This window comes from Pseudomonas sp. FEMGT703P (assembly GCF_002786345.1).
Classification (GTDB): Bacteria; Pseudomonadota; Gammaproteobacteria; order Pseudomonadales; family Pseudomonadaceae; genus Aquipseudomonas; species Aquipseudomonas peli.
In genome coordinates this window covers 213,525-231,891 of the sequence record NZ_PGCM01000005.1, presented here as the reverse complement: position 1 = coordinate 231,891, position 18,367 = coordinate 213,525, and the positions used below count along the sequence as shown (strand labels likewise).

The following is an 18,367-nucleotide window of genomic DNA, read 5'->3' as shown; positions in this document are numbered from 1 at the left end:
GCCCGGATGACATCCGGGAACGCCCTGCCCGGATCGCCTCCGGGCCAAGGCTGACCAGCCGCCGCGCCTACGCGGCGGCTGGTACTCCCAAAGGACTGCCCTATGCCCACTGCCGTTACCCGAATTCTGCTGAGCCTGCTATTGCTGCTGCCCCTGGCCGCACACGCCGGTGACGCCCAGGACTTCGTCGCCGCCAACCCGGCCAAGCAGGCCAGCCTGCTCGAACACTGGTCCGCAGCGCCCGATGCCGCGCGCCTGCCGCTGCTCGAAGCCCTGCAACAAGGCCGCGTCGCTGCTGACAGCGCCAAGACCGCCTTTATCGAAACCGCCGGCAACTACCAGGCCGCCGAAGGTGAAGCACAGCCCCTCGACACGCCAAAGAAGCTGCGCCTGAACAACCGCCTGCGCGGCCTGATCGCCACTGCGGTGGCCAGCCACCAGCTGCTGGTTGATGACCCGGCGCTGCGCCTGGCCGCCGCCCAACAACTGCAGAAGAGCGCCAAGCCGGCGCAGCTGCAACTGCTTAATGCCCAGGTGGCCAGCGAAACCGATGATGCGGTGCGCGACGCCCTGACCCTGGCGCTGGCCAACCTGCAGCTGGTCGACAGCGACCTGGCCGTGCGCCTGGCTGCCGTGCGCCTGCTCGGTGAAACCGGCGACCCGCTGGCTCGCACCCGCCTGGAAACCCTGCTCGACCCGGCCGTGGAAAGTGACCCGACGGTACGCACCGCCGCCGAAACCAGCCTGGCCCAGGTCAAACGAAAACTGTTGATTGGCGAGCTGCTCGGCCAGGCGTTTAGCGGCCTGTCGCTCGGCTCGATTCTGCTGCTGGCCGCACTCGGCCTGGCCATCACCTTCGGCCTGCTCGGCGTGATCAACATGGCCCACGGCGAGATGCTGATGCTCGGCGCCTACTCCACCTACATGGTGCAGGTGCTGTTCCAACGTTTCGCCCCGGAAGCCCTGGCGCTCTACCCGCTGGTGGCGCTGCCGGTGGCGTTCTTCGTCACCGCCGCCATCGGCATGGCGCTGGAACGCACGGTGATTCGCCACCTCTACGGTCGCCCGCTGGAAACCCTGCTGGCCACCTGGGGCATCAGCCTGATTCTGATCCAGCTGGTGCGGGTGATCTTCGGCGCGCAGAACGTTGAAGTGGCCAACCCCTACTGGCTGTCCGGCGGCATTCAGGTGTTGCCGAATCTGGTGCTGCCGTACAACCGCATCGTAATCATCGGCTTCGCCCTGTTCGTGGTGGTGCTGACCTGGCTGCTGCTGAACAAGACCCGCCTGGGTCTTAACGTGCGTGCCGTGACGCAGAACCGCAATATGGCGGCCTGCTGCGGCGTGCCGACCGGCCGGGTGGACATGCTGGCGTTCGGTTTGGGCTCCGGTATCGCCGGCCTCGGCGGTGTTGCCCTGAGCCAGATCGGTAACGTCGGCCCCGACCTGGGCCAGAGCTACATCATCGACTCGTTCCTGGTGGTGGTACTCGGCGGTGTCGGCCAGCTCGCCGGCAGTGTGATGGCAGCCTTCGGTCTGGGCATCGCCAACAAGATTCTTGAACCGCAGATCGGTGCCGTGCTCGGCAAGATCCTAATCCTCGCGCTGATCATTCTGTTTATTCAGAAACGCCCGCAAGGTCTGTTTGCTTTGAAAGGACGGGTGATCGACTGATGACTATGCCCATGAATCAAACGTTGCTGGCGCGCGCCAGTGCCAAACTCGGCCCGCAAGCCTCCATGGCCATCGGCCTGCTGGTACTCGCAGTGCTGCTGGCCATGCCGCTGCTGCACCTGCTGCCGGCGGACAACGCCCTGCATGTCTCGGCCTACAGCCTGACCCTGGTCGGCAAAATCCTCTGCTACTGCATCGTCGCCCTGGCGCTCGATCTGGTCTGGGGTTACGCCGGCCTGCTGTCACTCGGCCACGGCCTGTTCTTCGCCCTCGGCGGTTACGCCATGGGCATGTACCTGATGCGTGAAGCGGCCGGCGACGGCCTGCCAGCCTTTATGAGCTTCCTCGCCTGGACCGAGTTGCCCTGGTACTGGTACGGCACCAGCAACTTCCTCTGGGCCCTGTGCCTGGTGGTGTTAGCGCCGGGTTTGCTCGCGCTGGTGTTCGGCTTCTTCGCCTTCCGCTCGCGGATCAAAGGCGTGTACTTCTCGATCATGACCCAGGCGCTGACCTTTGCCGGCATGCTGCTGTTCTTCCGTAATGAAACCGGCTTTGGCGGCAACAACGGCTTTACCAACTTCCGCACCATCCTCGGCTTCGACATCACCTCGGCTCATACCCGCGCAGTGCTGTTCCTCGCCACCGTCGTTCTACTCGTGGCCAGCTTGTATCTGGGCTGGCGGCTTGCGCGTAGCAAGTTCGGCCGGGTGCTGACGGCGCTGCGTGATGCGGAAAACCGCCTGATGTTCTGCGGTTATGACCCGCGCGGCTACAAGCTGTTTATCTGGGTGCTCAGCGCCGTGTTGTGCGGCCTGGCCGGCGCGCTCTATGTTCCGCAGGTGGGCATCATCAACCCCAGTGAAATGTCGCCGACCAACTCCATCGAGGCGGCCGTGTGGGTCGCCCTCGGCGGGCGCGGCACGCTGATCGGCCCGTTGCTCGGCGCCGGTTTGGTCAACGGCATGAAGAGCTGGTTTACCGTAGCCTTCCCCGAGTATTGGCTGTTCGCCCTGGGCTTCCTGTTTATCGTCGTGACCTTGTTCTTACCCAAAGGGGTCATCGGCCTGCTGCGTAAAAAGGGAGAGCAATGATGCGCGCCACTCCGGTACCCGAATTTATGCTCGAACCCGCCTATGACCCGTCCGGCAGCGGCCGTGACCCAATCGGTGCCAGCGCCCTGGCCAGCAAGGGTCTGAACGTGCGCCACGGCACCATCCTGACCCTGGAAGACATCAACGTCAGCTTCGATGGTTTCAAGGCACTGACCAACCTGACGCTGTACATCGGCGTCGGTGAACTGCGCTGCATCATCGGCCCCAACGGCGCCGGCAAGACCACCATGATGGACGTGATCACCGGCAAAACCCGCCCGGACAACGGCGTCGCTTACTTCGGCGAAACCCTCGACCTGACCCAGATGAGTGAAGTGGAAATCGCCCAGTCCGGCATCGGCCGCAAGTTCCAGAAGCCGACGGTGTTCGAGGCGCTGAGCGTGTTCGAGAACCTGGAGCTGGCGCAGAAAACCAACAAGTCGGTGTGGGCCAGCCTGCGCGCCAAATTGACTGGCGAGCAGAAAGACCGCATCGACGACGTGCTGCAGACGATCAAGCTCGACGCTTCGCGCCAGCGCCCGGCCGGCCTGCTGTCGCACGGACAGAAGCAGTTCCTCGAGATCGGCATGCTGCTGGTACAGGACCCGCAATTGCTACTGCTGGATGAGCCGGTGGCGGGCATGACCGACGCCGAAACCGAGTTCACCGCCGAGCTGTTCAAGTCGCTCGCGCGCAAGCACTCGCTGATGGTGGTGGAGCACGATATGGGCTTTGTCGGCAGCATTGCCGACCACGTCACCGTGCTGCACCAGGGCAGCGTACTGGCCGAAGGCTCGCTGGAGCAGGTACAGGCCGATGAACGAGTGATTGAGGTTTATCTGGGCCGCTAACGCCACGATCACGACCTTCCAAACTCCACAGAATTGAGAGCCTGAACATGCTGCAAGTTGAGCAACTGCATCAGTACTACGGCGGCAGCCATATCCTCCGTGGCCTGTCGTTCGACGTGAAGGTCGGCGAAGTCACCTGCCTGCTCGGCCGTAACGGCGTGGGCAAGACCACCCTGCTGAAATGCCTGATGGGCCTGATCCCCGCAAAAGAAGGCGCGGTGAAGTGGGAAGGGCAGCCCATCACCGCCTTCAAGCCGCACCAGCGCGTGCACGCCGGCATTGCCTACGTGCCCCAGGGCCGGGAAATCTTCGGCCGCCTGACCGTGGAAGAAAACCTGCTGATGGGCCTGTCACGTTTTCCCGGCAGCGACGCCAAAGTGGTACCGGAATTTATCTACGAGCTGTTCCCAGTGCTGCGTGAAATGAAGCAACGCCGCGGCGGCGACCTTTCCGGCGGCCAGCAGCAACAGCTGGCCATCGGCCGCGCGCTGGCGAGCAAGCCACGCTTGCTGATCCTCGATGAACCCACCGAAGGCATCCAGCCCTCAGTGATCAAGGAGATCGGTTTGGTCATCAAAAAGCTCGCCGAACGCGGTGACATGGCCATCCTGCTGGTCGAGCAGTTCTATGACTTTGCCGCCGAGCTGGCCGATCAGTACCTGGTGATGAGCCGTGGCGAAATCGTCCAGCAGGGCCGTGGCGAAACCATGGAAGCCGACGGCGTGCGCGGACTGGTCGCAATCTGAATGGCGACGCTGGCCCTTTACTTTGCGCATAATCAGGCTTTCGCCCACGGATTCGAGGCCCCGATGTTTGCCCTGCGTCACGCTCTGCTCCCGCTCACCGCACTGACGGGTATCGCCCTGCTGATCTGGGCCGGCAGCCAGCCGGACTACTGGATGCTGCGCGCCCTGCCCGCCGGCAGCGAACTGCCCTACCCGCTGAAACCGGTGCTGATTTTCTGCGCCATCGCCTTGGCCGAATGCGGCCTGTTGCTGGCGCTGCTGCGTCCGCGCTCTTACTGCCGCTCCTGGGGCCGTGCGCTGTGCGCCTGCCTGCTGGCCATAGGTCTGGCGCTGTTCTGGCTGCAAGGCACGCTGCATGCCCCGCCCTACTACGGCATGCACCTGCAATGGTGGCTGGTGGTCAGCTTGGGGCTGGTTCTGCTGTGTGTTTACTCCGCCGTGCACGCCTGGCGTCAACGCAACCGGGTGAGCGCATGAACGCTCCCGCCGCCGTCTTCACGCCCAGCTGGCACGCCGAACTGGAGCTGGGCTATGGCCGCGATGGCGATTGCACGCGGCCGACCTTGCGCCGGCATAAAGGCCCGCTGCGGGTGCAGAAGCACCTGTACGCCGAAGGCCCCGAGGTGTGCCAACACATCATCGTCCACCCGCCCGGCGGCATCGCTGGCGGTGATCGTCTAGACATTTCGGCCACGGTCGGCAGCGGTGCCTGGGCGCAATTGACCAGCCCCGGCGCAGCCAAGTGGTACCGCGCCGCCGGCCTGGCTTACCAGAGCCTGAAACTGCGCGTGGAAGCCGGTGCCACCCTGGAATGGCTGCCGCAGGAAACCATCGTCTACGCTGCGGCTCAGGCGGAACTGACCACCGAGATCGACCTGTTCGGCGATGCCAAGCTGCTCTACTGGGACATCGTCGCCCTCGGCCGCCCGGCCAGTGGTGAACGCTTCGATACCGGCCACTTCCACGCGCAGCTGAATATCCGTCGCGACAACCAGCTGCTCTGGCACGAACGCCAGCGCGTGGTCGGCGGCGATGGCCTACTCGACTCGCCCATCGGCCTGGCGGGCAAACCGGTGTTCGCCACCCTGCTGATCAGCGGTGAAATCGACAGCGACCTGCTGGAGCACTGCCGCAATCTGAGCACACCGCTGCGCGGCGACCTGACCCAATTACCCGGCCTGCTGGTGGCCCGCTGCCTGGCCGACGAAGCCTTGCACGCGCGCGCCTGGCTGATTGCCCTCTGGCAGCTGTTGCGCCCGGCCCTGCTCGGCCGCACCGCAGTGCCCCCACGTATCTGGAGTACCTGATGGACCTGACACCGAGAGAAAAAGACAAACTGCTGATCTTCACCGCCGGCCTGGTGGCCGAGCGGCGCCTAGCCCGTGGCGTCAAGCTCAACTACCCGGAAGCCATGGCCTACATCTCCGCCGCCTTGCTCGAAGGCGCGCGCGAAGGCCAAACCGTGGCCGAGTTGATGCACTACGGCACCACTCTGCTGAGCCGCGATCAGGTGATGGAAGGCATCGCGGAGATGATTCCGGAGATTCAGGTGGAAGCCACCTTCCCTGACGGCACCAAGTTGGTCACCGTCCATCAGCCGATTGCTTAAGCATGATGATTCACGACGCTACTGCCGCCGACCTGCCTGCAATTCTGGCCATCTACAACGATGCCGTGCAGCAGACCACGGCGATATGGAACGAAACCCTGGTTGACCTGGGCAACCGCCAGGCTTGGCTGAATGAACGCACAGCGGCCGGTTTTCCGGTGTTGGTGGCCCACAGCGACGCGGGCGAGGTGCTCGGCTATGCCAGCTACGGCACCTGGCGTGCCATTGAAGGCTTTCGTCACACCGTTGAGCACTCGGTGTATGTGCGCAGCGACCAACGCGGTCAGGGCCTAGGCCCCTTGCTGATGCACGCCTTGATCGAACGCGCGCAAGCGGCCGGTCTGCACGTGATGGTCGCTGCCATCGAGAGCGGCAACAGCGCCTCGATCCGCCTGCACGAGCGCCTTGGCTTCGTTACCACCGGCCAGATGCCGCAGGTCGGCCGCAAGTTCGGCCGCTGGCTGGACCTCACCTTTATGCAATTGACCCTGGAGTGAAGCAGCGATGATCCCCGGCGAATACCAGATTCAGGACGGCGAAATCGAGCTTAATGCCGGCCGTCGCACGATCAGCCTGAGCGTGGCCAACAGCGGCGACCGGCCCATCCAGGTCGGCTCGCACTACCACTTCTTCGAAACCAACGACGCGCTGACCTTTGACCGCAGCGCCGCGCGCGGTATGCGCCTGAATATTCCGGCCGGCACTGCGGTGCGCTTCGAGCCCGGGCAGAGCCGCGATGTGGAACTGGTCGATCTGGCGGGCCATCGCCGCGTATTCGGTTTTGCCGGTCGGGTGATGGGCGACCTCTAATCCACGATTTTCGTAGGGTGGAAAACGCCAAAGGCTTTTCCACCCCAGCAGACTCACGGTGGACAAGCTTCGCGCTGTCCACCCTACGGACAGGACCCACAGCATGAAAATCTCCCGCCAAGCCTATGCCGATATGTTCGGCCCCACCGTCGGCGACAAGGTGCGCCTGGCCGATACCGAGCTGTGGATCGAGGTCGAGAAGGACTTCACCACCTACGGTGAAGAAGTGAAATTCGGCGGCGGCAAGGTGATCCGCGATGGTATGGGCCAGGGGCAGCTGTGCGCCGCCGATGTGGTCGACACGCTGATCACCAATGCGCTGATCATCGATCACTGGGGCATTGTCAAAGCCGACGTCGGCCTCAAGGACGGACGCATTGCCGCCATCGGCAAGGCCGGTAACCCGGACATTCAACCCGACGTGACCATTGCCATCGGCGCCGGCACCGAGGTGATTGCCGGCGAAGGCATGATCCTCACCGCCGGCGGCATCGACACCCACATCCACTTTATCTGTCCGCAGCAGATCGAAGAGGCGCTGATGAGCGGCGTCACCACCATGATCGGTGGCGGCACGGGACCTGCCACCGGCACTAACGCCACTACCTGCACCTCAGGGCCCTGGCATATGGCGCGCATGCTCCAGGCCGCCGACGCCTTCCCGATGAACCTGGGCTTTACCGGCAAGGGCAATGCCTCGCTGCCCGAGCCGTTGATTGAGCAGGTCAAGGCCGGCGCCATTGGCCTGAAACTGCATGAAGACTGGGGCACCACCCCGGCGGCCATCGACAACTGCCTGAGCGTGGCTGACCAGTATGACGTGCAGGTGGCGATCCACACCGACACGCTGAACGAGTCCGGCTTCGTCGAAACCACCCTCGGCGCGTTCAAAGGCCGCACCATTCACACCTACCATACCGAGGGTGCCGGCGGCGGCCATGCGCCGGACATCATCAAAGCCTGCGGCTTCCCGAATGTGCTGCCCAGCTCGACCAACCCGACCCGGCCGTTCACCCGCAACACCATCGACGAGCACCTGGACATGCTGATGGTCTGCCATCACCTCGACCCAAGTATCGCCGAGGACGTAGCCTTCGCCGAGAGCCGCATCCGCCGCGAGACCATTGCCGCCGAAGACATTCTGCATGACCTCGGCGCGTTCAGCATGATCAGCTCCGACAGCCAGGCCATGGGCCGCGTTGGCGAGGTCATCACCCGCACCTGGCAGACCGCCGACAAGATGCATAAGCAACGCGGCCCGCTGGAAGGCGACGGCCCGGGCAACAGCAACTTCCGGGTCAAACGCTATATCGCCAAGTACACCATCAACCCGGCCATCACCCACGGTATCAGCCACGAAGTGGGCTCCATCGAAATGGGCAAATGGGCGGATCTGGTGCTCTGGCGCCCGGCCTTCTTCGGCGTCAAACCGACGCTGATCCTCAAGGGCGGCGCGATTGCTGCCAGTCTGATGGGCGACGCCAATGCCTCGATCCCCACGCCGCAACCCGTGCACTACCGGCCGATGTTCGCCAGCTACGGCGGCAGCCGCCACGCCACCAGCATCACCTTTATCAGCCAAGCGGCGTTCGAGGCCGGTGTACCCGAGCAGCTGGGATTGAAGAAAAAGATCGGCGTGGTCAAAGGCTGCCGCGAGGTGCAGAAGACCGACCTGATCCACAACGATTACCTGCCGACCATCGAAGTCGACCCGCAGAATTATCAGGTCAAGGCTGATGGCCAGCTGCTCTGGTGCGAGCCGGCGGATGTACTGCCAATGGCGCAGCGCTATTTCCTGTTCTGAAGCAGCTATTCTGAGCAGCTTGCCGATGTTGGGCTTCGCTGCGCTCAACCGCAACCTACATAGTCACCCGTAGGTTGCGGTTGAGCCGCGCAGCGGCGAAGCCCAACACCCAGGCCCCTGGTCTACACTCGAAGCTCTTGCACTCACCAAGGACGGTGAATATGCGCTATCGACGCGCCTGGGTGCCGGGCGGCACCTACTTCTTTACGGTCACGCTCGCTGATCGCAGCCAAACATTACTGACCGACCACATCGAGCCACTGCGCCAAAGCATTCGCCGCGTTCGCACCAGCCATCCATTCGAAATTCTGGCAATGGCGGTGTTGCCCGACCATCTACATTGCATATGGCAACTACCGGAAGGCGATCTGGATTACCCGACTCGATGGGCCCTGACCAAACCAGGTTTCAGCCGTCAGATAGGACGAGGCGAGTGCGTTTCGCTTTCGCGTCACCTCAAACGAGAGCGAGGCATCTGGCAGCGACGTTACTGGGAACATTACATTCGTGATGAGTTGGATTTGCAGCGACATATCGACTACATCCACTACAACCCGGTCAAGCACGGCCATGCAAAGCAGCCAACTGACTGGCCCTACTCATCCATTCACCGCTACGTGCGCCAAGGCCTGCTGCCAGCAGACTGGAGCGGAACTCCGTAGGTTGGGTTGAGGAGCGAAGCGACAAAGCCCAACGAGACATGCCAAGTAACTGTTGGGCTTCGCTGCGCTCAACCACAACCTACATAGCCACCCGTAGGTTGTGGTTGAGCCGCGAAGCGGCGAAGCCCAACAACTGCCATTACACCCTCAACGCAGTTGGCTGTCCTTACTGCCCCGGCGGTTATAGCCGCTGAATCGGGCCTGTTCCTTGTCATGCGCGGTCTGGCAAGCCACGCACAGGTGCACGCCGGGGATGGCGTTGCGCCGCGCCTCGGGAATGGCCGCGGCGCATTCCTCGCAATGGCTCAGGCTTTCGCCGCGCGGCAGCTGGCTGCGGGCGCGCTGAATGGCGTCCTCGATGCTGCTGTCGATCTGCTCCTGTACCGCACCATCATTTGCCCAGCCACCGGCCATCGCACTTGTCCTCCGCCGTCTATGCCTCTAGATATGCGCCGCCTGCGGGCAAATCTCAAGCGCACGCGGTCGGCCTACTCCTTGACCTCCATAAACTCGCGCGCCCAGACAATGTAGTCCTCGGGCTGAGTGTATTTGTGGGTCAGCTCGGTGGCGTTGAGGTCGCATGCATCAACACCACGCTGCTCACGCAGGCAGTCGTAAGTGGCCTTGATCGCGGCGAAGTAGGCGGCATGACCGTTGACCACGATGCGCACACCTAGGCTGGCCAGACGCGCGTTATCGCGCAACGACGGGTTGCCGTAAGTCACCAGCATCAACGGAACGCTGAGGTGCGCAGCAATCTGCTCCAAGTGAGCAAAATCCTCGACCCCAACCAAGCAGATGGCGTCAGCGCCGGCCGCCTGATAGGCCTGGGTACGGCGAATCACTTCGCTGACATCCAGCACGCCGGCATGGGTGCGAGCGATGATCGCCAGGTCCGGATCAACCCGCGCTTCCAGGGCCGCACGGATCTTGCCGACACCTTCGTCGATGCTGATCAGGTCGGTGGATTTGCGGCCGAATTGCGCCGGCAGCAGAGTGTCTTCGATGGTCAGCGCGGCAATCCCCGCGCGCTCCAGTTCCACCACCGTGCGCATTACGTTGAGCGCATTGCCATAGCCGTGGTCAGCATCGGCGATGACCGGCAGGCGGCTGACGCGGCCGATCCGCGTGGCCTGCTCGACAAACTCGCTGAGGGTGATCAGGGCGAAATCCGGTGCGGCCAGAACTTGTAGTGAAGCTACAGAACCGCCCAAAATGCCGACCTCAAAGCCAAGGTCAGCGGCAATTCGAGCGGCCATAGGATCAAACACAGAAGCGGTGTGATAGCAGCTATTCGAAGCAAGAAGCGCACGAAATTGTGCGCGAAGGTCGTGATGCGAGGCTCTTTGCATGGGGTGCACCATCGTTCATGGTCAATTCTGAGCGAGTGATTATGTAGCAAAACTACAAAACCCGTCATGTAGTAAAACTACATAGTCGACCAGTAACCTTGCACCCTCCTTTCAGTCCACCGTGTCACTAACCTAACTCTGCCGGTAAGCGCGGCCCAAAGCCTGCGCCAGTCAGCAGCCCATAGGCCATCCACAGCATCACCCCGGCATACAGCGCACGCGGCAACCAGGTCGCCAGCTGTTCGGTCAGGCTATCGAGTTTCTGTGTTTCCACCCCGGCGTAGTTGAGCAGGCTGGCTGGCAAGGTGCCACTGGCCTCCCCCGTACGAATAAGGCCAAGGGCCAAGCCATGGCCGGGGAAGTCCAGACTGGCCAGGGCCTGCGCCAGGCTCTGACCACGCTGTACAGCCAGCTGCACACTACTGAAACGTTTGCGCAGTGGCGTATGGCGGATCACCGCGCAGGCCTTGGGCAGGGCGTCGAGCATGGGCATGCCGGCCTCCAGCATCAGCCCCAGGCTCTCGAAAAAGTCCCGCAGATTACGCCGCAGCAGCGCCGTGCCAAAGACTGGTACGCCCACCAGCAGGGCATCGAGCGGCGAAGCCGCGGCCGCTGGCGCGCGCTCACGCCGACGATAAAGCCCACGCCCCAGCGCATAGAGCGTACCCAGCGCCAGCATCGGCCAGAGTAAGCCCCACAGATACCCGGCAATACTCAGCTGGCCACCGACCAATGCAGGCAGCGGCTGGATAAACAACGCCAACACCAGCACCGCTGCGGGCAACAGCAAGCGTGATTTTACTGCCGCGCCCTGCTGCGCGCGGTGGCTGTAGCGCTCGGCCAGTCGCTGATAAACCGCAGCCAGACAACCGCTGGCCTGGGCGGCGCGCAGTAGGGTGCTGTCCAGCGGGGTGAACACGCCACTGCGCAGTCCGGCACTGGCCATATCGCTGCCGCTGGCTATCTGTGCCTGCAGGCTGGATAACGCGGCCTTGCTGCTCCCCGGTAGCGATACGCTGAGCAATGCCTGCGTCACAGGCACCCCAGCTTTTTCCATAGCGGCCAAGTGGGCAAATAACTGCGCACGGACTGAAAAATCCAGCGAAACAGGACGGGGCATTAACAATGCTCGATACGTAAATGGGCGATCTAGAGGTACTGGACTATTCAGTCGCAGTGGGCGGTTGGGCGTGTGGCATCCAACGGCGAAAAATCTCAGTGAAACTACCATCCTGATGCATGCCATCCAGTGCACGACGCCAGCGCTGCACGACAGCGGCATCCGTTTGCGGGGAAAAGGCGATGTAGTAGGCCGAGCGCATAAACGGCAGGTGCGCTTGCACTTGGTCGGCGCGCAACCCACCGCGCGCCAGCTCAGCGTCCAGCGTCAGGTCTTCGGTGGCAATCAATTGCACACGGCCATGTTTGAGCATGGTCACCATGCTCTTCGAACTGGTCACCCCATAGAGGTTCGTGAAACCTCGCGCCGCCAACGTCTCATAGGTGTACCACTGCTTCGGCACAGCCAGAGGGCCACTGTCGGCCGCCTGCTGCAGGTTATCGAACTGCAGATTGCGTGATTTCAACGAGTAGAAACTGGTGGTGCCGATCAACAAGGGCCCCACCCATTGAAACTTGGCCTCCCGTTCAGGGGTGCGCACGGTGGAGAAAATCGCTGTATCGGCCTGCTGCTGGGCCAGGTGGTAGGCACGCGTCCAAGGCAGCAACTGGATGCGCGCCTCATCGCCCGTGCGCCTGATGAGCTCACGCACCACTTCCACCGCCAAGCCATGCAGCTCGCCATTCTGACTGAAGCTTGTGGGTGGTGCTTCCTCGGTCAGCAACTGCAACTCAGCACGAAGCGAACCGGACAAGCAGCACATCAGCCAGATACTGAGCAGGCAACATCGTTTCAGCAAGATGGAATCTCCGAGCACTGCAATCAGCCTAGCTCAGTGCCAACGAATTGCGTCAAGGCGCCGGGGCCAGTACCGGCATGCTGTTAGGGTCAGAAAACCAACGCCGATGGATGCGCAGCAGGCCGCCATCACGAGTCAATTGATCCAGCGCCTGCTGCCAACGCTGCACCAACGCTGGGTCGGTATTTTTGGAAAAAGCGATGTAGGAGTTAGTACCCATCAGGGTGAATTGCAGCTCCACATCCCGGGCGCTCATACCCTGCTCCGCCAGCATGTCATCCAACGCCAGACTGCTGGCCACCAGCAATTCGATACGGCCATGCTTGAACATCTTGGTCATGTGCTGCGGCGTCGGCACCGCGTAGAGGTTTTTTAACCCCTTATCACTGAGGTACTCGTAGGAGTACCACTGCTTGGGAACCGCAACGGTACTGAAGCGCTCGACATCTTTGAGCGAGCGTACATTCAGCCCGGCACCACGCCGGGCATAAAAGCTGGTATGCCCAAGGGCTATCGGGCCAACCCACTGGAACAGGGACTCTCGTCGTGCGGTGCGGACGATTGAGAACAGACCGGTATTGGCCTCACGCTGCACCTGATGGTAACCCCGAGTCCAGGGCACCACCTGAATGCTTGCAGAGGCCCCAGTGCGCTGGATCAGTTGCTCGACGACTTCAACCGCCATGCCGGTGAGCTTGCCATCGTCGAAATAGCTCAGCGGGCGGTATTCCTCGGTATACAGCTGCAACTTCGCCGCCAGCGCCAGACTGGAGTAACCGATGAGCAGCAACAGAGCACCAAGCAGGGGCATAAGCCGCATGGCAACACCTCGGATAAACGAGGACAAGACCCCATTCATGATATGCAGGCCACGACATCACAGCCAGTTCGCGGCCTCACAAAACCGCTTAGGGCTGGCCGGAGAGCGTGTTCTGCAACTGCGTTTGCTCCCACTGCGCCAAGTTGCCTTGATCAACTCGCTCAGCGTCCAGGGCGACCACCACACGCTCCGCCGGCAACTCGCCACGCGCAGCACGTGCGGCTAACTGCACCGCACGGAAGCCCAGCAGATGGGCCTGCTGGATATACAGGCTGTGAATTTCCCCCGACCGCAACGCCTCGATTAATAACGGGTCGCCATCGAAGCCCACATGCAGCAGCTGCCCGGTTTTACCCAAACGCCGCAACGCAGCCAATACCGCACGGGAACTCGTGCTGTTCGGCGTGAACAGCCCATCCAGCTGATCGACCTGCCCTTGCAGCGCCTGCACGGCCAACTGCCTGTCTTCGCCTACATAGACATCCAGCAGCACCTGCAAGCCCCCAGCCTCTGCGGCCTGGCGAAAGCCACGCTCGCGCTGGGTGGTCGACGTCACGTCGGGGCGCAAACGCAATAACGCGACGCGGCCCCGACCACCCAGAGCGCGCACTAGGTATTGCCCAGCCTGCTCACCGGCGCGGTAGTTATCGGTCGCGACGAGGCCGCGCGCCACGCTACCTGGCATGTCGCGGTCAAAAAAAATAGTGGTTATTCCGCTGGCTGACAGCTGATTAACCCGCCGCGTGATCTCCTCACCGCTGGGTGCGATGACCAGCGTTCGGCAACCGCGCGCCAGTACCCAGTCAATCATTTCCAACTGGGTCTCCACGCTGCCTTCATGGGTGGGCCCACGAACAAGCACTTCCAGCCGATTCTCGGCCCCGGCCTGGCGCGCACCCGCTTCCACCTGGCTCCAGTAGGGCGTGAAGCTGGCGGTTACCACTCCCACGCATGCCATCGCCGAGGACGCCCACCCACTCAACAGCACACATAACGCCACCAGCGGTTTCCACAAGCCTCGGCAATGCATGGCGATCACTCCCAAAAACGAGACCAACAAGCACCCGTGTGCCACTGCCGGACTGATCTAGAGCCAGTACTAGCAGATTAGCATCAAGCAGTTAGCCTCGCCGGGCGCAGAGCAGTGACGGCCCGTCAAAAACTGAACGGCAGCCCCCGGTCTCACACTTTTTCACACTCCAGGCGACGGCTGGGCTGGTAGCGGCCGCTCAAGCAGGCGATGATCGCGCCTCTCTCCTACACCTTGAATGACATGACCGATACCACGCACAGCACTCAGGCAACGCACAAACCCCGCCCGCTTATCGATCTGCTGGTCAGCATCCTGATTCCTTCCCTGATCCTGATGAAACTCAGCGGCGAGAGCCGACTGGGCGCTGATGGCGCGCTGATGCTGGCGCTGGCCTTCCCGCTGGGCTGGGGCAGCTTCGAGCTGATCAAGTACCGCAAATTCAACTTTATCGCTCTGCTCGGGCTGGTCAGCGTGCTGCTGACTGGCGGCATCGGCCTGCTCAAGCTGGACAACCAGTGGCTGGCGATCAAGGAAGCGGCGATCCCCGGCATCATCGGTATTGCCGTGCTGGTATCGACGCGCACCCGCTTCCCGTTGATTCGTACCATGCTGTTCAACAAGACCGTGCTCAACGTCGACAAGATCCATGAGCGCCTGGAGCAGGCCGGTAATACCGCGCTGTTCGAAACGCGCCTGCTCAGAGCGACCTACTGGCTGAGCGGCACCTTCTTCTTTTCCTCGGCCATGAACTACGTGCTGGCCAAGTGGATCGTCATCAGCCCGGCCGGCAGCGAAGCCTTCAACGCCGAACTGGGGCGGATGAACCTGCTTAGCTACCCGATGATCGCGATCCCCTCGATGATCATGCTGATGGCCATCTTCTATTACCTGTGGCGCACCATTCACGGGCTGACCGGCCTCAAGCTGGAAGACGTGATGGCCAATGCCGAGCAGGAAAAACAGCCTTAAGCCAGGCAATCCGGCGCACCCGGGATGCTGACGTTCTCTGCCTACCTGGGCCTGTTTATTTCGGCCCTGGGCGCCGCCACGCTGCTGCCACTGCAATCTGAAAGCGTGCTGGTAGCGTTGTTGCTCAGCGGCACCTATTCACCATGGTTACTGCTGGCGGTAGCGAGCGCCGGGAACATTCTCGGCGCGCTGCTCAACTGGCTGCTGGGCCGTTACCTTGAGCACTTTCGTCATAAGCCCTGGTTCCCGGTTAGTGAGGCGCGCTTGCAGCAAGCACAGCGCGGCTATGCCCGTTATGGCCGCTGGTCACTGCTGCTGAGCTGGGTGCCGATCATCGGTGACCCGCTGACCCTGGTGGCAGGGGTGATGCGCGAACGCCTGTGGGTTTTCCTGCTGATCGTCGGTCTGGCAAAAACCGCCCGCTATGCTGTATTGGCAACCCTGACCCTCGGCTGGAGCTGATTGCGCCTACACGACACACGCCGTAACGCCAACGGCAATTCTGAGGTTGAGCATCGGCCATGCCTCCGTGATACTGCGCAGCCTTCGCACGGGCGTGTGCGAAGACCGTCACCGTGCGAAGGAGTGATCTGAGTGGAGCGGCATCCGTAATGAAAAGGAGCGATCTGGCCTGGACCCTAGTGGGGCTGAGCGCCGTGCTGCTGTCGTGCTACTTGCTCTATCACCAAGTGCGCACCATTTCCCTCGATGAAATTGCCGATAGCCTACGCGCCATCCCGCGCCTGGATTGGCTGTTGGCCGCCGTGGCCACTCTGGGCGCCTACAGCGCCCTGGCCTGGTACGATCGCATCGCCCTGGCTCACCTGGGCAAGAAGATTTCCTGGCGCTTTATCAGCCTGTGCTCCTTCACCACCTATGCGCTGGCCCACAACATCGGCGCCTCAGTATTCTCCGGCGCCCTGGTGCGTTATCGCGCTTACCGCAGCAAAGGCATGACGCCGCAGGAAATCGGCATCCTGATCGTCTTCTGCTCCTTCACCTTCGTCCTCGGCACCATCCTCGCCAGCGGCTGCGTACTGGTGCTAGAGCCGGATCTGATCCACCGCGTAGCCAAGGTCACACCGCTGGTCTCCGAGATTATCGGCGTGCTCCTGCTGCTGTTGGTTGCGCTCTATGTGCTCGGTTCCTGGCGGCACTTCAAGCCCTGGCACTGGGGCAAGCTGCATCTCGAATACCCGCGCCTGGGGATTGTCGGCCGCCAGCTGCTGGCCGGACCGCTGGAGCTAGCCTGTGCGGCAGCGATCATCTACTTCGCCCTGCCGGCTGAGCACAATCCTGGCTATCTGGTGGTATTCGGCGTGTTCCTCGCATCGTTCTCCCTGGCACTGTTGTCTCACGCACCTGGCGGCCTGGGCGTACTGGAAGTGACCTTCCTTGCGGCGATGCCAGAGTTGCCCGCCGCTGACGTGCTTGCGGCACTGATTGTGTTCCGCTGCTTCTACCTGCTGCTGCCGTTCGCCCTGTCGTTGCTGGTGGTGCTGGGCTTTGAGTGGTCGCAGTGGCAGAGCCGCCGCAACACCCCTGACAACCCGCCCTTGCCCTGAGTCGCACACACCGGATAACCGGGGGCAGCATTGCGCCGCGCACTCGCATAGAATGCGCGGCCGTTTTTGCGGCACGCCTGTACAACAGCCACTCGCCGGCTTCGTGACAGGATGCTCAGAAACCTCCCGGTACTTATTCAGGAACAGCGCGCCGCATGACTCTCTCTACACCCGCCCGCGCCTGCGGCATCGACTTCGGCACCTCCAACTCCACCGTCGGCTGGCTGCGCCCCGACGCCGAAACCCTGATCCCACTGGAAGACGGCAAGATCACCCTGCCCTCGGTGGTGTTCTTCAACCTCGAAGAGCGCCGCCCGGTCTATGGCCGCCTGGCCCTGCAGGAATACCTGGAAGGCTACGAAGGCCGCCTGATGCGCTCGCTGAAAAGCCTCTTGGGCAGCAAGCTGCTGAAAAGCGAAACCACCGTGCTGGGCAGCGCCCTGCCGTTTAAAGACCTGCTCGGATTTTTTATCGGTGAGCTGAAAAACCGCGCCGAGGCCACTGCCGGCCGTCCCTTTGAAGAAGTGGTGTTGGGCCGCCCGGTGTTCTTCGTCGACGATGACCCGGTGGCTGACCTGGAAGCACAAAACACTCTGGTGGCCGTGGCGCACAAGCTCGGCTTCAAGGACGTGTCGTTCCAGTACGAGCCCATCGCCGCAGCCTTCGACTATGAGTCGGGCATCAGCCGCGAAGAGCTGGTACTGATCGTCGACATCGGCGGTGGTACCTCGGACTTCTCCCTAGTACGCCTGGCGCCCGAACGTCGCGCAGTGGCTGATCGCCACAACGACATCCTCGCCACCGGCGGCGTGCACATCGGCGGTACCGACTTCGACAAGCAGCTTTCTCTGGCTGGCGTGATGCCACTGTTCGGCTACGGCAGCCGAATGAAGAGCGACGCACCGATGCCCACCAGCACCCACCTCAACCTGGCCACTTGGCACACCATCAACGCGGTGTACTCAGCGCAGTCGCAGCGCCAGCTGCAGAGCATGCGCTACGACATCGTCGACCCTACCGGTATCGACCGGCTGTTCCAGCTGATAGAGCGCCGTGACGGCCACTGGCTAGCCATGCAGGTCGAGGAAAGCAAGATTGCCCTGACCGAGCAGGATGCGCGCCCCATCGACCTCAGCCGCCTGGAAGACGGCCTGGTCGCCGAGCTGACCCGCACGCTGTTTGAGGATGCCATCGAGCCGCTGCTGGAGCGCGTGCGCGCCAGTGTCACCCAGCTGCTGAGCGATGCCGGCGTCAGAGTCGAGCAAGTGGATACGGTGTTCTTCACCGGCGGTTCCAGCGGTATTCCGGCGCTGCGCCAGAGCGTCGCAGCCATGCTGCCCAATGCGCAGCACGTGGAAGGCAATACCTTCGGCAGCATCGGCAGCGGCCTGGCCATCGAAGCGCAGAAGCGCTACGGCTGATCAAATGCCGCAAGGTGCCCGGCCACAATAAAAAACGCCAG

21 protein-coding genes are annotated in these 18,367 nt (G+C 62.4%); 15 read left to right on the top strand and 6 right to left on the bottom strand.

Annotation, left to right across the window (positions count from 1 at the left end):
- Positions 1–102 precede the first annotated feature (102 nt).
- The 11 genes from urtB (at position 103) to CUR33_RS04875 (ending at position 9,247) form a co-directional block, all read left to right on the top strand.
- Entirely contained in the window at positions 103–1,674 is a 1,572-nt protein-coding gene (gene urtB / locus CUR33_RS04925; protein ID WP_289238871.1) for an urea ABC transporter permease subunit UrtB, read from the top strand.
- The gene (urtC, locus tag CUR33_RS04920) at positions 1,674–2,765 is read left to right on the top strand and encodes an urea ABC transporter permease subunit UrtC (protein ID WP_289238870.1); all 1,092 of its coding nucleotides are present in this window, start codon (positions 1,674–1,676) and stop codon (positions 2,763–2,765) included. The genes urtB and urtC overlap by 1 nt, the downstream gene beginning before the upstream one ends.
- Entirely contained in the window at positions 2,765–3,616 is an 852-nt protein-coding gene (gene urtD, locus CUR33_RS04915) for an urea ABC transporter ATP-binding protein UrtD (protein ID WP_289238869.1), read from the top strand. The genes urtC and urtD overlap by 1 nt, the downstream gene beginning before the upstream one ends.
- Before the next feature lie 47 nt (positions 3,617–3,663).
- A complete protein-coding gene (gene urtE, locus CUR33_RS04910; RefSeq protein WP_090249594.1) occupies positions 3,664–4,362 on the top strand; it encodes an urea ABC transporter ATP-binding subunit UrtE in 699 nt (232 codons plus the stop codon).
- A gap of 63 nt (positions 4,363–4,425) precedes the next feature.
- On the top strand, positions 4,426–4,839 hold the full coding sequence (locus CUR33_RS04905) for a hypothetical protein (RefSeq protein WP_289238868.1): 414 nt from the start codon (positions 4,426–4,428) through the stop codon (positions 4,837–4,839).
- Positions 4,836–5,669, top strand: a complete 834-nt coding sequence (locus CUR33_RS04900; RefSeq protein ID WP_289238867.1) for an urease accessory protein UreD — start codon at positions 4,836–4,838, stop codon at positions 5,667–5,669. The genes CUR33_RS04905 and CUR33_RS04900 overlap by 4 nt, the downstream gene beginning before the upstream one ends.
- Positions 5,669–5,971 (top strand): urease subunit gamma, encoded by a 303-nt coding sequence (gene ureA / locus CUR33_RS04895; RefSeq protein WP_289238866.1) that lies wholly within the window; start codon positions 5,669–5,671, stop codon positions 5,969–5,971. Before CUR33_RS04900 ends, ureA begins: the two co-directional genes overlap by 1 nt.
- Positions 5,972–5,973: 2 nt before the next feature.
- On the top strand, positions 5,974–6,468 hold the full coding sequence (locus CUR33_RS04890; protein WP_289238865.1) for a GNAT family N-acetyltransferase: 495 nt from the start codon (positions 5,974–5,976) through the stop codon (positions 6,466–6,468).
- Between the two features lie 7 nt (positions 6,469–6,475).
- Positions 6,476–6,781 carry an urease subunit beta gene (locus tag CUR33_RS04885; protein WP_090249604.1) on the top strand — a complete coding sequence of 102 codons (306 nt, stop codon included), beginning with the start codon at positions 6,476–6,478 and terminating at the stop codon, positions 6,779–6,781.
- Positions 6,782–6,884: 103 nt separating this feature from the next.
- The gene (gene ureC, locus CUR33_RS04880; protein WP_289238864.1) at positions 6,885–8,585 is read left to right on the top strand and encodes an urease subunit alpha; all 1,701 of its coding nucleotides are present in this window, start codon (positions 6,885–6,887) and stop codon (positions 8,583–8,585) included.
- A gap of 161 nt (positions 8,586–8,746) precedes the next feature.
- A complete protein-coding gene (locus CUR33_RS04875; RefSeq protein ID WP_289238863.1) occupies positions 8,747–9,247 on the top strand; it encodes an REP-associated tyrosine transposase in 501 nt (166 codons plus the stop codon).
- A 147-nt stretch (positions 9,248–9,394) separates the two neighbouring features.
- On the opposite strand, the gene CUR33_RS04870 is transcribed toward CUR33_RS04875, so the two are convergent.
- From CUR33_RS04870 to CUR33_RS04845, 6 genes are all read right to left on the bottom strand, one after another.
- The gene (locus tag CUR33_RS04870) at positions 9,395–9,661 is read right to left on the bottom strand and encodes a DksA/TraR family C4-type zinc finger protein (protein ID WP_160085639.1); all 267 of its coding nucleotides are present in this window, start codon (positions 9,659–9,661) and stop codon (positions 9,395–9,397) included.
- 74 nt (positions 9,662–9,735) lie between these two features.
- The gene (locus CUR33_RS04865) at positions 9,736–10,599 is read right to left on the bottom strand and encodes an isocitrate lyase/PEP mutase family protein (protein ID WP_090249614.1); all 864 of its coding nucleotides are present in this window, start codon (positions 10,597–10,599) and stop codon (positions 9,736–9,738) included.
- Between the two features lie 127 nt (positions 10,600–10,726).
- On the bottom strand, positions 10,727–11,719 hold the full coding sequence (locus tag CUR33_RS04860) for a type II secretion system F family protein (protein ID WP_289238862.1): 993 nt from the start codon (positions 11,717–11,719) through the stop codon (positions 10,727–10,729).
- A gap of 43 nt (positions 11,720–11,762) precedes the next feature.
- A complete protein-coding gene (locus CUR33_RS04855; protein WP_170049509.1) occupies positions 11,763–12,482 on the bottom strand; it encodes a substrate-binding periplasmic protein in 720 nt (239 codons plus the stop codon).
- Between the two features lie 88 nt (positions 12,483–12,570).
- Positions 12,571–13,338 carry a substrate-binding periplasmic protein gene (locus CUR33_RS04850; RefSeq protein WP_289238861.1) on the bottom strand — a complete coding sequence of 256 codons (768 nt, stop codon included), beginning with the start codon at positions 13,336–13,338 and terminating at the stop codon, positions 12,571–12,573.
- Positions 13,339–13,426: 88 nt separating this feature from the next.
- Positions 13,427–14,368, bottom strand: coding sequence for a substrate-binding domain-containing protein (locus CUR33_RS04845; protein WP_289238860.1), 942 nt, complete (start codon positions 14,366–14,368; stop codon positions 13,427–13,429).
- Positions 14,369–14,611: 243 nt separating this feature from the next.
- Here CUR33_RS04845 and CUR33_RS04840 point away from each other — a divergent pair, with 243 nt between their 5' ends.
- The 4 genes from CUR33_RS04840 to CUR33_RS04825 all read left to right on the top strand — a co-directional run bounded on the left by CUR33_RS04840 (position 14,612) and on the right by CUR33_RS04825 (position 18,326).
- Complete coding sequence (locus CUR33_RS04840) at positions 14,612–15,340, top strand: VC0807 family protein (RefSeq protein WP_090251281.1); 729 nt, start codon at positions 14,612–14,614, stop codon at positions 15,338–15,340.
- A 24-nt stretch (positions 15,341–15,364) separates the two neighbouring features.
- Positions 15,365–15,802 carry a YqaA family protein gene (locus CUR33_RS04835; protein WP_289238859.1) on the top strand — a complete coding sequence of 146 codons (438 nt, stop codon included), beginning with the start codon at positions 15,365–15,367 and terminating at the stop codon, positions 15,800–15,802.
- A 149-nt stretch (positions 15,803–15,951) separates the two neighbouring features.
- A complete protein-coding gene (locus tag CUR33_RS04830; protein ID WP_090249629.1) occupies positions 15,952–16,905 on the top strand; it encodes a lysylphosphatidylglycerol synthase transmembrane domain-containing protein in 954 nt (317 codons plus the stop codon).
- 155 nt (positions 16,906–17,060) lie between these two features.
- Positions 17,061–18,326 carry an Hsp70 family protein gene (locus CUR33_RS04825; protein ID WP_289238858.1) on the top strand — a complete coding sequence of 422 codons (1,266 nt, stop codon included), beginning with the start codon at positions 17,061–17,063 and terminating at the stop codon, positions 18,324–18,326.
- The last annotated feature ends 41 nt before the right edge of the window (positions 18,327–18,367 follow it).

Bases quoted from the DNA above. Each gene is read 5' to 3' on its own strand.
- urtB (WP_289238871.1), top strand. From the start codon at position 103: ATGCCCACTGCCGTTACCCGAATTCTGCTGAGCCTGCTATTGCTGCTG.
- urtC (WP_289238870.1), top strand. From the start codon at position 1,674: ATGACTATGCCCATGAATCAAACGTTGCTGGCGCGCGCCAGTGCCAAA.
- urtD (WP_289238869.1), top strand. From the start codon at position 2,765: ATGCGCGCCACTCCGGTACCCGAATTTATGCTCGAACCCGCCTATGAC.
- urtE (WP_090249594.1), top strand. From the start codon at position 3,664: ATGCTGCAAGTTGAGCAACTGCATCAGTACTACGGCGGCAGCCATATC.
- CUR33_RS04905 (WP_289238868.1), top strand. From the start codon at position 4,426: ATGTTTGCCCTGCGTCACGCTCTGCTCCCGCTCACCGCACTGACGGGT.
- CUR33_RS04900 (WP_289238867.1), top strand. From the start codon at position 4,836: ATGAACGCTCCCGCCGCCGTCTTCACGCCCAGCTGGCACGCCGAACTG.
- ureA (WP_289238866.1), top strand. From the start codon at position 5,669: ATGGACCTGACACCGAGAGAAAAAGACAAACTGCTGATCTTCACCGCC.
- CUR33_RS04890 (WP_289238865.1), top strand. From the start codon at position 5,974: ATGATGATTCACGACGCTACTGCCGCCGACCTGCCTGCAATTCTGGCC.
- CUR33_RS04885 (WP_090249604.1), top strand. From the start codon at position 6,476: ATGATCCCCGGCGAATACCAGATTCAGGACGGCGAAATCGAGCTTAAT.
- ureC (WP_289238864.1), top strand. From the start codon at position 6,885: ATGAAAATCTCCCGCCAAGCCTATGCCGATATGTTCGGCCCCACCGTC.
- CUR33_RS04875 (WP_289238863.1), top strand. From the start codon at position 8,747: ATGCGCTATCGACGCGCCTGGGTGCCGGGCGGCACCTACTTCTTTACG.
- CUR33_RS04870 (WP_160085639.1), bottom strand. From the start codon at position 9,661: ATGGCCGGTGGCTGGGCAAATGATGGTGCGGTACAGGAGCAGATCGAC.
- CUR33_RS04865 (WP_090249614.1), bottom strand. From the start codon at position 10,599: ATGCAAAGAGCCTCGCATCACGACCTTCGCGCACAATTTCGTGCGCTT.
- CUR33_RS04860 (WP_289238862.1), bottom strand. From the start codon at position 11,719: ATGCCCCGTCCTGTTTCGCTGGATTTTTCAGTCCGTGCGCAGTTATTT.
- CUR33_RS04855 (WP_170049509.1), bottom strand. From the start codon at position 12,482: ATGTGCTGCTTGTCCGGTTCGCTTCGTGCTGAGTTGCAGTTGCTGACC.
- CUR33_RS04850 (WP_289238861.1), bottom strand. From the start codon at position 13,338: ATGCGGCTTATGCCCCTGCTTGGTGCTCTGTTGCTGCTCATCGGTTAC.
- CUR33_RS04845 (WP_289238860.1), bottom strand. From the start codon at position 14,368: ATGCATTGCCGAGGCTTGTGGAAACCGCTGGTGGCGTTATGTGTGCTG.
- CUR33_RS04840 (WP_090251281.1), top strand. From the start codon at position 14,612: ATGACCGATACCACGCACAGCACTCAGGCAACGCACAAACCCCGCCCG.
- CUR33_RS04835 (WP_289238859.1), top strand. From the start codon at position 15,365: ATGCTGACGTTCTCTGCCTACCTGGGCCTGTTTATTTCGGCCCTGGGC.
- CUR33_RS04830 (WP_090249629.1), top strand. From the start codon at position 15,952: ATGAAAAGGAGCGATCTGGCCTGGACCCTAGTGGGGCTGAGCGCCGTG.
- CUR33_RS04825 (WP_289238858.1), top strand. From the start codon at position 17,061: ATGACTCTCTCTACACCCGCCCGCGCCTGCGGCATCGACTTCGGCACC.